The 13,590-nt window shown below is 67.4% G+C and carries 11 protein-coding genes and 1 pseudogene; all 12 read right to left on the bottom strand.

Features of this window, described 5'->3' with window-relative positions:
- Positions 1-275 (bottom strand): annotated as a pseudogene (locus O9344_RS08560) (IS21 family transposase); the annotation flags it as partial.
- A gap of 193 nt (positions 276-468) precedes the next feature.
- A complete protein-coding gene (locus O9344_RS08555; protein ID WP_298475167.1) occupies positions 469-2,157 on the bottom strand; it encodes a methyl-accepting chemotaxis protein in 1,689 nt (562 codons plus the stop codon).
- 493 nt (positions 2,158-2,650) lie between these two features.
- Positions 2,651-4,237 (bottom strand): FAD-dependent monooxygenase, encoded by a 1,587-nt coding sequence (locus O9344_RS08550; RefSeq protein WP_298475165.1) that lies wholly within the window; start codon positions 4,235-4,237, stop codon positions 2,651-2,653.
- 5 nt (positions 4,238-4,242) lie between these two features.
- Positions 4,243-5,211, bottom strand: a complete 969-nt coding sequence (locus O9344_RS08545; RefSeq protein ID WP_298475164.1) for a tripartite tricarboxylate transporter substrate-binding protein — start codon at positions 5,209-5,211, stop codon at positions 4,243-4,245.
- Between the two features lie 532 nt (positions 5,212-5,743).
- Complete coding sequence (cysG, locus tag O9344_RS08540; RefSeq protein ID WP_298475163.1) at positions 5,744-7,300, bottom strand: siroheme synthase CysG; 1,557 nt, start codon at positions 7,298-7,300, stop codon at positions 5,744-5,746.
- Complete coding sequence (locus O9344_RS08535) at positions 7,297-7,458, bottom strand: hypothetical protein (RefSeq protein ID WP_298475162.1); 162 nt, start codon at positions 7,456-7,458, stop codon at positions 7,297-7,299. Before O9344_RS08535 ends, cysG begins: the two co-directional genes overlap by 4 nt.
- Positions 7,455-9,071 (bottom strand): GTP-binding protein, encoded by a 1,617-nt coding sequence (locus tag O9344_RS08530; RefSeq protein ID WP_298475161.1) that lies wholly within the window; start codon positions 9,069-9,071, stop codon positions 7,455-7,457. The genes O9344_RS08535 and O9344_RS08530 overlap by 4 nt, the downstream gene beginning before the upstream one ends.
- Positions 9,071-9,973, bottom strand: coding sequence for a sulfate adenylyltransferase subunit CysD (cysD, locus tag O9344_RS08525; protein ID WP_298475160.1), 903 nt, complete (start codon positions 9,971-9,973; stop codon positions 9,071-9,073). Before cysD ends, O9344_RS08530 begins: the two co-directional genes overlap by 1 nt.
- Positions 9,970-10,719 carry a phosphoadenylyl-sulfate reductase gene (locus tag O9344_RS08520; protein ID WP_298475159.1) on the bottom strand — a complete coding sequence of 250 codons (750 nt, stop codon included), beginning with the start codon at positions 10,717-10,719 and terminating at the stop codon, positions 9,970-9,972. Before O9344_RS08520 ends, cysD begins: the two co-directional genes overlap by 4 nt.
- A complete protein-coding gene (locus O9344_RS08515; protein ID WP_298475158.1) occupies positions 10,716-11,234 on the bottom strand; it encodes a DUF934 domain-containing protein in 519 nt (172 codons plus the stop codon). Before O9344_RS08515 ends, O9344_RS08520 begins: the two co-directional genes overlap by 4 nt.
- The gene (locus O9344_RS08510; protein WP_298475157.1) at positions 11,221-12,906 is read right to left on the bottom strand and encodes a nitrite/sulfite reductase; all 1,686 of its coding nucleotides are present in this window, start codon (positions 12,904-12,906) and stop codon (positions 11,221-11,223) included. Before O9344_RS08510 ends, O9344_RS08515 begins: the two co-directional genes overlap by 14 nt.
- Positions 12,906-13,247 (bottom strand): DUF2849 domain-containing protein, encoded by a 342-nt coding sequence (locus tag O9344_RS08505; RefSeq protein ID WP_298475156.1) that lies wholly within the window; start codon positions 13,245-13,247, stop codon positions 12,906-12,908. Before O9344_RS08505 ends, O9344_RS08510 begins: the two co-directional genes overlap by 1 nt.
- Positions 13,248-13,590 lie beyond the last annotated feature (343 nt).

The raw sequence follows: 13,590 nt of genomic DNA, 5'->3' as shown, positions 1-13,590 counted from the left end.
GGAGCGTGCTGCAGCCGTAACGCCGCCGGGGTCATGATCGTCATCGGCGCCACGGGTTCGCGCCGTCGCGCCAGGATGTTCAGGACGACATCGGCGGAATGGACGCCCTCGCGAATGGCCTCGGCGCAGGCAGCCTCGACAACCGGCAGGCCGTCACTGAGCACGGCCGTGAGGACGTCGACCATCTGTCGGTCCCCATCGTTGGATCCGGCCAGCTTGCGGCGGACCCGCTCGATGCTGGCGGGCAGGACCCAGTCCTTGAACGGCGCGCCGTCACTGCCAGCAACTGGTTGATGTCAGCCACCAAGTCAGACGATTCCGGTTCTGCCGCCAGGTGTGCTCGCGGGAACTGGACCAGATTGGTGGCAAGTTCGCCCGACGAAGCGGTCATTGGTCACCCAGCCCCCTCATTCGCGCCCCGATGAGGCGCGCCACCGTCGTCACGCCGTTTCCAAGTCACCCGTCCGCTCAGGCCGCTCGCACCATGCTCAGGAAGCGATCGACATGCGTCTTGAGGCGCGCGCCCTGCTGCGACAGTTCGTGCGCGGCGGACAAGACCTGGGCTGAGGCAGAGCCTGTCTCAACCGCCCCCTGGTTGACCTCGACAATCGCCGAGGCGACCTCAACGGTTCCCCTCGCTGCCTCATGGACGTTGCGCGCGATCTCCTGAGCGGTGACGCCCTGGTCTTCAACCGCAGCGGCAATAGCCGTCGCGATGTCCGAGACCTCGACGATCGTCGTCCCGATCGCCCGGATCGAGGCAGCCGCATCGCGCGTTGCTGCCTGCATGGCCGTAATCTGCGCACCGATTGCCCCGGTGGCCTTGGCGGTCTGGCCTGCCAGGGCCTTGACCTCGGAGGCGACAACCGCGAACCCTTTTCCAGCCTCGCCAGCGCGGGCCGCCTCGATCGTCGCATTGAGAGCGAGGAGATTGGTCTGCTCGGCGACGGCCGTGATCAGCTTGACGACGTCGCCGATCCGTCCGGCAGCGTCCAGCAATTCGGAGACCTTGGCGTCGGTCGCCTTGACATTCGCCACTGCCGCATGAGCCTTTTCGGTGGAGTGCTGGACTTGGCGGGAAATCTCGTGGATCGACGCGGTCATTTCGTTGGTCGCAGTGGCAACGGCCTGCACATTGCCCGAAGCCTGCTCCGAAGCGGTGGCAACCATTCCCGATTTCTGCTGCGTCGTTTCGGCAGTGCCGGTCAGGGTGCCCGCCGCAGCCTCGAGCTCAGTAGAGGCAGAGGTCACGGTCGACACAACCTCGCGGACTGAGGCTTCGAACTCCTCCACAGCGGCTGTAACGACGCCGGCGCGACGCTCCTTGGCTGCCTGCTCAGCCTCATGCTCGCGGGCAAAGCGCCGGCTCTCGATCAGGTTCGCCTTGAAAGTCTCCAAAGCCCCCGCAAGCTTACCGATCTCATCGTTTTGGCCGAGCGCCGGCACGGAGATGGTCGCATCACCGTGAGCGACCTTGAGCATGGCGCTCGTGATCGCATTCAGCGGACGCGTGATGAAGCCAACGATGATCCACCCGGCAAGGGCGAGACTGAGGGTCGAGCCACAGCCCAGAACCAGCATGAGAGCCCAATTTGCCTGTGCAACGGCATCGCCTGAACTCTTCAAGACCTCCTGCTGGCGCCGAAGTGCCGTCTCCTCGATATCCCGCAAAACGCTGCGAATATCCGTGATCCTGGCTGCTTCCGTGAAAGCCAGCTTGCCGGCTTCGTCGAAGTTGCCGTCGCGCGACAACTGGGTGATCCGGCTGGCAGTGCTCTCATAGGAACCGAGCATCTGCCGCATGCGATCCACATCCTGTGGGTTGGCAGCTGTGCGCGCTCCTGCTTCGATCTGATCAAGGCGGCGTCGGAAGCGCGCCAGCTCGTCGGCAGCGGTCTTCTCGAACGCCTGACGGTCCTGGATCGGCATTTCAAGCGGCAGAAACTCAACGGCGCGTGCGTAGGCAAGGAGATTGGCTGTCGCGCGGCCGGTGTCCATCAGCCGAAGAGTTGCGGCTTCGACTTCTTTCTCGGTCTTCTGGATCTGTGAAAAACCGGAAAGCGCGGTCAAAGCCATAACGCCTGCGGTCAGAACCAGGAGGGCCATCGCAGCATAGATTTTGGCGGCGATCGGAAGGTTGCGCAGACGATCGAGCATAGGACATCCCGTAGACTGAAGCCTAAGAACGGAGCCAACGCTGTGGCCGCCGTGGTGCCCGCTAGAAAAACCTCGAATCGTAATGACTGACCTAAGGGAACGTTATCCAGGCGCGACCGTGGGCGACTCTGGCGTTAGATGGCTGTTATCGAATGACCGGATGCGGCAGATCCATGGATGTCCGCTTTGGCGTCGCGAAGCGGCCGCCGTCTCAGGTCACTACTGGATCCCGAGCGGACATTGGGAATGTCGGATGGCGTTCGACTGTGTATGCGCTCCTTTATAAATGAGACTGCATCGGTAGCGGAGGCGCTGAGTTGGCCGATCACCTCCCCAATGCCCGGGCGTCGCTACGGGACATACAAGCACTGCTTTGAGCGAGTAAACTAGCCGGGCTTGACCACATAGACTTCAGACATGGCGGCTACCGTTCTGCTGCACGGCCCTTTCGTGACAACAACCTTGGGTCGTGTTGACCGCAAGCCGGGGCGCGTCAACTCAACTCGCCGATCGTGCGCGCAACAATCGCGGCCGGGGCGATGGTTGCGGTATCGCCCGCCCAGGCAACGAACTGGTCGGGACGCACCAGCAAGATGCGGGCGCCATAGGCCTTCGAGGCGGGGTCATCGGGGCTTGCCACATAGCGAAGCGGCACGCCCTTGGTTCGTGCTGCCCGAGCGATATCCTTGCCCGCGCCATCGTGGGTGAAGTCGAACAGCGTGAAGCCCTCGCCCAGGGACTGAAAAGTCGACGCGCCATCGGCCAGGGTCTGGGGGCTCAGATGGTGGCCAGCCCTTGCTTTGTGCTCATGGCGGCCCTTGGCACTTGTCTCAGCGCCCTTGGGGCCGAAAACGATAGGCGAACCCTCGTAATGGGGCTCGAAGGCATGGACCTCGCCGGTTGCCCCGGAGCGGCGCGCCGCCCAGGCCGCGTCGAACAGCATCCGGTCCTGTTGCGGGTCGCAGGCGCTGAGGAAGGCCCGGTCGTCCTCGATGCTCTTGGCGATGAAATCGCGGGCAGCTGAGACGAAGACCGGCCGGCGCTCGGCATCGTAGCTGTCGAGCAGCGAAGGTCCGGCCCAGCCTTGGTGGATAGCGGCCAGTTTCCAGCCGAGATTGACCGCGTCCTCAAAGCCGAGATTGATGCCATAGCCGCCATAGGGCGGGTGACTGTGGGCCGCATCGCCCGCAATGAACAGCCGGCCCGCACGGTAGGTCTTCGCCACGGCAAAGCGCAGATCCCAGAAGCCAGTATAGGTGAAGTCGACGTCGACATCCGCCCCGGCGGCCTCCCGAACGAGGCCGGCGAAATCATAGCCGCCGGTCTTTGCGCTGAGCGGTACGGGCGCGTGGAAGAAAAATTCGCCGTCAAGATCAACCCGACCGAAGAATTTCCAATAGCCCTTCAGCGCTGGATCGAGGACGCAGAAAAAGGATTTTTTCGGGTGGCGCCGCAGAAGATGCGCGTGAAGCCCCTTCGAGCGGAAGACCAACAGGCACATGACACGGTCATGATCGGAAAGGTCCTGCTCGATGCCGGCCGCCTGGCGCACGATCGAGCGCGAACCGTCGCAGCCGACCGCATAGGCGCCGCGTAAGGCAAGCCGGCCGCTCCCCTCGCGTTCGGCGATGGTCACCGTGACGCCCTCGCCTTCATCGCTCACTTGTCCGACCGTCCAGCCATAATGGCAGGTCACCGTGGGCAACTGCGCAACACGGGCGCGCAAGACCGCCTCGGTCGCATATTGGGGCAGCCGCTCATTGTCGGTGTAATAGAAGGGGCGGACCAGTTCGCGCTGCATCCAGTCGTAGCTGTCGGGGCCAAGCAGGGTACGATAGGCCGTGAGCCCGCCGATGCCATGCTCCCTGGGAATAGTGCGCGCGGCCCGCAATTCCTTTTCGCAGCCCCAGAAATGGCAATGTTCGAGCGTCCTTTGGGTCAGGTTCTGGCCGCGCGGGATCGGTTGCGGCGCTGTGTTGCGCTCGATCAGGGTGGTTGCGACACCGCTTTGCCCGAGCGTGATGGCAAGCCCAAGCCCGACCGGTCCGCCGCCGACGATAACAACGCCCTGGTCGCTCATGGCGCCTATTGATCCGCTGTGATGCCGGCCCGCTCGACGACCTGACGCCAGCGCGGCAAGTCGGCGGCGATCAGGGCGCTCAGGCGTTGGGGCGGACCGCCGCTGGCGGACAACCCTTGCGTCTCCAATTGCCGTCGGACCTCGGCGTCGGCCAGCATCGCGTCAAAGGCCTGATTGTATCGGGTGAGGATGGCGGCAGGGGTGCCGGCTGGCGCGGCCAGCCCGTACCAAAGGTCGACCTCGGCGTCGCGAAAGCCCTGCTCGGCGAGCGTCGGCACACTTGGCGCTAGCGGCGTGCGCTCGCCACTTGCGACCGCAAGAAGCCGGATGCGGCCTGCGGAGGCCTGCGCGAGGCCGACATGGATGGGGATGAACATGGCCTGGACATGTCCGGCGACGAAATCGTTCACAGCGCCCGCCGTGCCGTTATAGGGCACGTGGTCCATCATCGCGCCGGAGCGCAGCTTGAAGAGTTCCATGGCGAGATGATGGGGCGTGCCGCGGCCGGGCGATGCATAGCGGATGGCCTGAGGCTGGGCCCGGGTCGCAGCGACCAGCGCCGCAACGTTGACTGCCTCGATCGAGCGATGGACGGCCAGTGCGAGCGAGCCGCGCGCCAATTCGATGATCGGGGCAAAACCGGCCACCGGATCGTAGGGCAGAGACGGTGACAGCGCCGCGTTCATCAGGAAAGTGTTGACGTAAAGCACGAGCGTGTTGCCGTCGGGCGCTGCGCGGGCGGCCGCACCTGCGCCAATGTTGCCGCTGGCGCCGGGGCGGTTCTCGACAACAATCGTCTGGCCATGCCGATTGCGGAAAAAATCGCCGGCAACGCGCGCCAGGAGATCTGGACCTGAGCCCGCCGTGAAGGGCACGATCACCGTGATGTTCTGCTCGGAAAGGCGCCGTGCGCCGGCCGGCAAGGCTGCGAGCGAACCAAGGGCACCAAGCGCTGCGCGGCGGGAGATTGTCATCTTTTCACCTCGTCGGCCGGTCGCCAATTTCGTCGCGATAGGCTCCGTACCGGTCGACCGTCTGGTCGAGAAAGGACTTAGCCGACATTCCCCAGAGGGATGCCCGTACGAGGACAACTCTGGCCCGATTTCCGCTCGTCGACAAGATGACGGGGCCGGGTCGCCGAGCGGAAAGGCTTTCGGACGGACCAATGCGGCTGCGAGGTCTCAAGGCCAGGGTGTTTTTCGTCAACACGGCACACCTTTCCCGTTGGTTTCGATCGAACGCGCGACATCGGAACGCACTACGCAGACGATGGAACAGGCGGCGGCCGCAGGTCGGCGATCATGCGCAGGATCTCGACGAAGAGATTTCTGGGAATGGCCACGTCCGCCATTGGGCCCGAAGCGGACTTTCGGAAAGTCCGCGTTAAGCCACATTCGGGTGACGAGTGCTTGTCGTTGCAGGCGACGCCGGGGCTCACTGACGGCAGGTAGAGCCCCGGGGATCACGACGGTGACGAAACCGCGAGATATCGCAAACAGCAGCCCTTCAACCGGAGACCGTCAGAAACCGGGCCTCCTCGTAGAGCCGTTCGACGTCAGTCTCTGAGCAGCACGACACGAGCGCGGGAGCCTCTGAGTTCACGTCTCGTGTTGACTCCTGCGGCAAGACCGTCACTCCAGCCTGGCTTTCGAGCCGACTTGCCTCACCGATGATCAGGATGACCGGAGCCGCCTCGGGCAGGGCTGCGATCTGGTCGGCAATCGTCGCGGCGGTTCCGGCAACCCGTCGCTCGTCGTCGCGCGTTGCGGAGGCCACGGCGACGGCCGGCGTCAGCGGGTCGAGGCCATGGGCGATCGCCCCTTGCGTGAAAGCCTCCGCCGTACGGCGCGGCATGTAGACGACGGTGGTCACGGTCGGGTCCGCCACCGCGCACCAGCGGATGCTGGAGGGAAGACGCCCGTCGCGGCCATGGCCGGTGATGAATTGCAGGCGCTGGGCATGGGCGCGATCGGTGAGCGACAGGCCGAGCGAGGCCGCCGCCCCTTGAGCCGAGGTGATGCCTGGCACGATGGTGACGGGAATGCCGGCCTTGCGGCAGGCGGCGAGCTCCTCTCCGGCCCGCCCGAAGATTCCGGGATCGCCACTCTTGAGGCGGACCACGGTCTTGCCCTCGCTGGCGAGGCTCACCAGGAGGTCGTTGATGTCCTCCTGCAACACGGAGGGGCCGTGGCCGATCTTACCGACGGCGACGCGGCGGGCCTCGCGGCGGGCGAGTTCGAGGATCGCGGGGGCGACGAGGTTGTCGTGGAGAATGACGTCGGCTGATTGCAGGGCGCGCAGCGCCTTCAGCGTCAGGAGGTCGGGATCGCCCGGCCCGGCGCCGACCAGCAGCACCCGACCGGCGGGCGGGGCGGCATCGAGCCGGTCGAGGCCGGCGAGCAGGTCGTCGCGGTCGGCATCGGTCGGTGCGCGGCCGGGATCAGCGAGGGCCCGGTCGGTGAAGAGCTGCCAGAAGGCGCGGCGCACGGCAAAGCTCGCCTCGCGGGCCTGGACGGCGGGACGCCAGTCGCGGGCGGCCTCGGCCCATGCCTTCAGGCCGCGTGGCAGCAGGGACTCGATGCGGGCACGGATCGCCTGGCCAAAGACCGGCGCGGCGCCGTCGGTGGAAATGGCAACGATGAGCGGCGAACGGTTCACCAGCGCGCCGAACTGGGCGTCGCAATAGGCGGGGCGGTCGATGACATTGACCACCGCGCCGGCGGCATGACCGGCGGCAACGAAGGCGGCAGCCTCCTCGTCGCTCTCAGCCTCGGCCACCACGAGAGCCGCGCCAGTCAGGTCCTCCGGGGTCCAGCCACGCTCGTGCAGCGTGATGGCGAGGTCGCCGCGCGCCGCGAGTGGAGCGAACCGGCCGGCGGCATGGGGCGCGTAGATCTGGAGATCGGCGCCGGTCGACGCCAGAAGCTCGGCCTTCCAGACAGCCCCCTCCCCGTCGCCGGCGAGCACCACGCGGCGTCCCCCGAGCTTGTGGAAGAGCGGCAGCGTGGCGAGCGCCCCGATCCGCGGCGGCTCGGTGGGACGCGGAATGGCGGGCGTGCTCATGACAGCCTCGCGGGATCGGCAAGCGCGGCTTCTGCCCGCGGCTTGGCCGGCTCCTGCCGGGCGGGCAGGACGAGCCAGAGGGCGGCGAGGACGACGAGCACGATCTTGAAGATCGTGTCGGCGTGACGCACAGCCCAGGGGGCGTCGCGGTCGCTCATATGCCGCCCCCATTTTCAGCAAGCGGCGCCTCGCGGCGGGCCGACCAGCGGCTCCAGAGGCCGCGATGGAGATGGCGCAGCAGCGGCCGGACGAGCGCGTCCGCAGCGGCAGCGGCGGCGGCATAACCGGGATGGCCGGTGAGCACGCCGACGACGACGCCAAGCAGCAGGGCGCTGCCGAGCCGCCAGGTGGTGGCAGGGACGAGATTGCGCCGCCAGTCGCCGCCATAGGTGCGGACCATCGCCTGTTCGAAGCTCTGGCCCACCAGCTGGAGCCGCGGGCGATGCGCCGAGGCTGCCTCGCCGAGGACGGTGCCCATGGCCGCCGTCTCGTGGGTGACCTTGTCGATGAGGATGAAGGCGCCGAGACCCTGCGAGACGGCATAGGACGCGACGGCGAGGGGCCTGTCGAAGCGCAGGCGCACCACGGCGAGTTCGTTGGTCTCGACGCTGGCGCGGTCGCGCTCCTCATAGGTGGCGATGTCGATGCCGTGGACGACCCTCTCCACCGTGGCATTGGCCGAGGCGGTGCCGAGGCGCAGGAGATAGGTGGCGCCAGGGACGAGCGCCGCCTGGCCAGTGACGAGCACCTTGGCGTCGAGGCTGGTGCGCACCCGCACGGCCCGCTGCGCCGTTCCCGCCGCGACGATCACGTCACCGCGCGAGACGTCGATCTCGCGGTCAAGGACAAGGGTGACCGCGGTGCCTGCACCGGCGCGCTGCAGGTCGCCGTCGAAGGTCACGATGCGGGTGACGCGGGCGGTCTGGCGCGATGGGAGGATATCCACGCTGTCGCCAACCGCGAGGCTGCCCGCGGCGATGGTCCCGGCGAAGCCGCGGAAGGCCGCATCGGGCCGGTTCACCCATTGCACCGGCATGATGAAGCCGCGGCCGCCGGCGGCGCCGTCGACGCCCACCGCCTCGAGCCAGCCCAGCAGCGTCGGGCCGTCATACCAGGGAGTGCGCGGCGACAGGGCAGCGAGATTGTCGCCATCGCGGGCGGAGAGCGGGATCACCGTCACGCTGTCGAAGGCGAGGCCGGTGATGGCCGAACGGAAAGCGGTCTCGATGGCGCGGATGCGACCGGCGTCGCAATCGACCAGGTCGATCTTGTTGATGGCCACCACGAGGTGCCGGACGCCGACGAAGGCGGCGATGAGGGCATGGCGGCGGGTCTGCGGCAGCACGCCCTTGCCGGCATCGATGAGGATGATGGCGAGATCGGCGGTCGAGGCGCCGGTCGCCATGTTGCGGGTGTACTGCTCGTGGCCCGGCGTATCCGCGACGATGAAGGCGCGGCGGGCGGTGGAGAAATAGCGATAGGCGACGTCGATGGTGATGCCCTGCTCGCGCTCGGCCTGCAGGCCGTCGAGCAGCAGCGAATAGTCGAGGCCGCGATCTGCCCGGCCGATACGGGCGCTGTCCGCCTCGAGCGTCGCAATGACGTCGTCGGGAATGGCGCCCGCCTCGTAGAGCAGGCGGCCAAGAAGGGTCGACTTGCCGTCATCGACCGAGCCGCAGGTGATGAAGCGCAGCAGCGAGCGGCTGGCCGGTGCGGCATCATTGGCCGCGGCCGGCAGCGGCGCGGCGGTCTCGGCAGCGAGGGCGCCCATCAGAAATACCCCTCCTGCTTCTTCAGCTCCATCGAGCCGGCGCTGTCGAAGTCGATCAGGCGGCCCTGGCGCTCGGAGGAGCGCGAGGCGCGCATCTCCGCGATGATCTCGGGAACGGTGGTCGCGGTGCTCTCCACGGCGCCGGTGAGCGGGTAGCAGCCGAGGGTGCGGAAGCGGACCATGCGGTGCTGGACGACTTCGCCGGGCAGCAGCGGCATGCGCTCATCGTCGCGCATGATCCAGGTGCCCTCGCGCCAGAGCACGGGGCGCTCGGCGGCGAAATAGAGCGGCACGACGGGGATCTGCTCGCGCTCGATATAGGCCCAGACGTCGAGCTCGGTCCAATTGGACAGCGGAAAGACGCGGAAGCTCTCGCCGGGCTTCTTCAGGGTGTTGAAGAGCTGCCAGGGCTCGGGGCGCTGGCTCTTGGGGTCCCAGCGATGGTCGCGCGTTCGGACCGAGAAGACACGCTCCTTGGCGCGGCTCTTCTCCTCGTCGCGGCGGGCGCCGCCGAAGGCGGCATCATAGCGGCCGGCATCGAGCGCCTGCTTCAGCGCCACGGTCTTCATGACGTCGGTGTGGATGCGGGAGCCGGAATCGATCGGGTTCACGCCGGCGGCCACACCCTCGCGGTTCACATGGACGATGAGGTCAAGGCCGAGCTTCTGGGCGAGATCGTCGCGGAAGCGCCCCATCTCCTGGAATTCCCAGAGCGTGTCGACATGCAGCAGCGGAAACGGCAGCCGCCCCGGATAGACCGCCTTGCGGGCAAGGTGCAGCAGGACGGAGGAATCCTTGCCGATCGAATAGAGCAGCACCGGCCGCTCAGCTGTCGCGAGCGTCTCGCGGATGATGCCGATCGCCTCGGCCTCCAGCCGGTCGAGATGGGAGGGGCTGGTCATGCCGGGATCTCCGGCCGGGCGGCGGCGCGGACGAGGCGGCCATCCGCCGTCACGTGCAGGCCGCATTCGCCGCCGGCCTCTTCTTCCCACCACCAGCGGCCCGCACGCTCCGGCTCGCCGGGCGCGACCGCGCGGGTGCAGGGCGCGCAGCCGATGGAGAGGAAGCCCTGCGCGTGAAGGGTGTTGCGCGGAACGTCGTGGCCATCGGCGAAGGCCACGGCCTCGGCGCGGCTCCAGGCGGCGAGCGGACTGACCTTGAGGAGGCCGCGCGTCTCGTCGCGCGACCAGGGCGAGACCTCGGCCCGCGAACCGGACTGGTCGGCGCGCAGACCCGTCACCCAGGCGACAGCGCCGGCGAGCAGGTGGCCCAGCGGGACGACCTTGCGCGTGTCGCAGCAGGACTTGCGAGCGGCAACGCTGTCATAGAAGCCATTGACGCCCTGGGTGGCGAGCAGGGCCGAAAGATCCTCCGCATCGGGATGTACCGAGCGGATGCGCAGGCCGTAGCGCTCCTCGGTGCGCGCCCAGACCTCGTAGGTCTCGGCGAAGAGCCGGCCCGTATCGATGGTCGCGATGTCGATGGTGAGGCCCGCTTCGGCGATGAGGTGGGTGATCACCTGATCCTCGAGGCCGAAGCTCGTGGTGAAGACGATGCGGCCGTCGATGGCCGCGCGCGCCGCAGCAAGGATGGCGGCAGGGTCCCGCGGATCGACCTCGGGGAAACGGTCGAGAAGGGCGGCGCTCATGACGCCGCCCCCTGCCCCGCCCTCAAGGCCCGGCGGCGCTCGAGGATGCTGGCACCGGCGCCATAGCCGGTCTGGTAGGTCGCGCCATAGGAGGCGAGCGCGCCGCGCCACTGTGCCTCCGGCTGGCGGGCGGCGATGGCGTCCGGCACCTCGACCTCATCGAAGCCACAGGCGACGAGATGGGTGAACTGGTCGGCGATCACCGGCCCGACCGCCCTCACCGCGCCCTTGAAGCCGGCCTCGCGCAGCTGGCGGGCAAGGCTGAAGGCCCGGCCGTCATTGAAGGCCGGGAAGGCGATGGCGACGAGGTCCAACTGGCCAAGGAAGGCGCTGAGGTCCGGCAGGCGCACCGTGTTCGCCACCTCGACGCCGATGCGCTGGGCATTGGAGCGGCCGGCAATCACGGCGGGGAGGTCAGCAAGAGCGACCAGCACGGCATCGCCGGTTGCCGGTTCGCCGGCGGCGATGCGGCGCCAGGGGTCGGCGCGGTATCCGTGAGCGTCAAGCAGCGGCATGGGCGGCCTCCGCCGGCTGGGGTGCCAGGAAGCCCGCCTTGAAGGGCTCGATGCCGAGGCGGCGTACGGCTTCGGCGAAGGTCTCGCCGTCATGCCGGTGGGCCAGATAGACCCCCACGAGCCTCTCGATGGCGTCGGGCACCTCTTCCGCGGTGATGCCGGGGCCGAGCAGCTGGCCGATGGCGGCGTTCTCGGTGGCGTCGCCGCCGAGCGTCACCTGGTAGCTCTCCTGACCGGACTTCTCGAGGCCGAGAATGCCGATATGGCCGACATGGTGATGACCGCAGGCATTGATGCAGCCGGAGATCTTGATGCCGAGCTCGCCGATCTCGCGCTGGCGCTCCGCCGACCCGAAGCGGCGGGAAATGGCCTGGGCGATCGGGATGGAGCGGGCGGTGGCCAGGGCGCAGTAGTCGAGGCCCGGGCAGGCGATGATGTCGGTGATGAGACCGGCATTGGCCTCGGCAAGCCCGGCTGCGACGAGCCCAGTCCACAGGGCGTGGAGCTCGTCCTGGCGCACATGCGGCAGGATGAGGTTCTGGTGGTGCGAGACGCGGATCTCACCGAAGGAATGGGCATCGGCGAGGTCGGCGACCGCCCGCATCTGGTCGCTGGTGGCATCGCCCGGCACGCCGCCGACCGGCTTCAGCGACACCGTGACCGCAGCATATCCGGGCTGGCGATGGGGGAAGGTGTTGGTCTCGACCCAGCGGTCGAAGGCGGCATCACGGGCGCGGTCGGCGACGACACGCTGGCTGTCTGCGGGGAACGTCGCAAAGGCGGGCGCGGCGAAATAGGCCTCGATCCGCGCGACTTCGTCCGGGTCGGCGGCGATCGCGGCGGGATCGAGGGCTGCGAATTCCGCCTCGACGCGGGCACGGAACTCCTCGATGCCGATCTCGTGGACGAGGATCTTGACCCGCGCCTTGTACTTGTTGTCGCGCCGTCCCTCGAGATTGTAGACGCGCATCAGCGACTGAAGATAGGCGAGCAGATGCGCCTTGGGCAGGAAGTCGCGCACCAGCTTGCCGATCATCGGGGTGCGGCCGAGGCCGCCGCCGACGAAGAGGCGATAGCCCACCTCGCCGCTGACGGGATGGCGGACCACCTGGATGCCGATGTCATGGGCGCGGATGGCGGCGCGATCGCGCGCAGCGCCGGTGACCGCGATCTTGAACTTGCGCGGCAGGTAGTCGAACTCGGGATGCATGGTCGACCACTGCCGGATGAGCTCGGCGGTGGGACGCGGATCCTCCACCTCATCGGCGGCGGCGCCGGAGAAATGGTCGGCCGTGGTGTTGCGGATGCAGTTGCCCGAGGTCTGGATGCAGTGCATCCCGACATCGGCCAGGAGGTCGAGAATGTCGGGGATGTCGCGAAGCTTCGGCCAGTTGAACTGAAGGTTCTGCCGCGTGGTGAAGTGGCCGTAGCCGCGGTCGTAGCGCTCGCCGATCAGCGCGAGCTGGCGCAGCTGCACCGACGACAGCGTGCCATAGGGAATGGCGATGCGGAGCATATAGGCGTGGAGCTGCAGGTAGACGCCGTTCTTCAGGCGCAGCGGCTTGAACTCGTCCTCGGTCAGCGCGCCATCGATGCGGCGGGCCACCTGGCCGCGGAACTGAGCGACGCGCTCGCGAACGAAGGCCTCGTCGAACTGGTCGTAGCGGTACATCAGGCCCTCCCGCGCAGATGGGCGAAGGCGGCCTGCTTGCCGAGGTCCTGCCGGATGGAAGGACCAGCGATCTTGAACCGCTCACGGAAATGATTGGGGACGGGTAGGCCGTCGTCGCGGAGTGTCACGTCGACCAGGTAGGCGTCGACCACCGTGCCGCGCGCCAGGGCCGCCGCGGCGACCTCCTGGAGGCGGATGGCCGCCGCCTCGTCGCCCGCCACCAGTGCCTCGGCGGGATCGATGGACCAACCTCGCTCCGTCCAGAACACCACGTCGCCATCGAGGAGGTCGTTGGCGAGCAGGATGGCGGGAAGGAGAATTTTTTGTTTCGTGGTGGCCATGGTCGGGTCTGCGACGCGTCAGGGACTTGGAACTACGTCCAAATAACAAGTACACACAACGGCTTAGAAGGCCCGTATCGGAAATAAGAACCAGCTTTGGCGATCGGGCCCCAACGGAGACTCTTCTTCCCTTTGATCGCGCGCGGAGAGATGACCATGCCCCGCCCTCCCCGATCATTCCGGCTCTGAAGAGAGATATTCTCCGCCGATCCACACGCTTGCAGCGCCGGACAGACCATCGCGACGCGTGGGACGGCGAGTGGCGGCAGTGCCCTCGGGAGAGGGTCTTACCCCCCGCGGCTTCCTGAGAGGAATTTTCCTCTGCAAGGGCAATCGCGGCTGA

It is taken from the genome of Phreatobacter sp., from assembly GCF_027532945.1.
GTDB lineage: Bacteria > Pseudomonadota > Alphaproteobacteria > Rhizobiales > Phreatobacteraceae > Phreatobacter.
The sequence above is the reverse complement of the archived record's forward strand: the minus strand, read 5'-3'. Positions and strand labels throughout refer to the sequence as shown.

Bases quoted from the DNA above. Each gene is read 5' to 3' on its own strand.
- cysD (WP_298475160.1), bottom strand. From the start codon at position 9,973: ATGACCAGCCCCTCCCATCTCGACCGGCTGGAGGCCGAGGCGATCGGC.
- O9344_RS08555 (WP_298475167.1), bottom strand. From the start codon at position 2,157: ATGCTCGATCGTCTGCGCAACCTTCCGATCGCCGCCAAAATCTATGCT.
- O9344_RS08535 (WP_298475162.1), bottom strand. From the start codon at position 7,458: ATGAGCGACCGCGACGCCCCCTGGGCTGTGCGTCACGCCGACACGATC.
- O9344_RS08515 (WP_298475158.1), bottom strand. From the start codon at position 11,234: ATGCCGCTGCTTGACGCTCACGGATACCGCGCCGACCCCTGGCGCCGC.
- O9344_RS08520 (WP_298475159.1), bottom strand. From the start codon at position 10,719: ATGAGCGCCGCCCTTCTCGACCGTTTCCCCGAGGTCGATCCGCGGGAC.
- O9344_RS08530 (WP_298475161.1), bottom strand. From the start codon at position 9,071: ATGGGCGCCCTCGCTGCCGAGACCGCCGCGCCGCTGCCGGCCGCGGCC.
- O9344_RS08510 (WP_298475157.1), bottom strand. From the start codon at position 12,906: ATGTACCGCTACGACCAGTTCGACGAGGCCTTCGTTCGCGAGCGCGTC.
- O9344_RS08545 (WP_298475164.1), bottom strand. From the start codon at position 5,211: ATGACAATCTCCCGCCGCGCAGCGCTTGGTGCCCTTGGTTCGCTCGCA.
- O9344_RS08550 (WP_298475165.1), bottom strand. From the start codon at position 4,237: ATGAGCGACCAGGGCGTTGTTATCGTCGGCGGCGGACCGGTCGGGCTT.
- cysG (WP_298475163.1), bottom strand. From the start codon at position 7,300: ATGAGCACGCCCGCCATTCCGCGTCCCACCGAGCCGCCGCGGATCGGG.
- O9344_RS08505 (WP_298475156.1), bottom strand. From the start codon at position 13,247: ATGGCCACCACGAAACAAAAAATTCTCCTTCCCGCCATCCTGCTCGCC.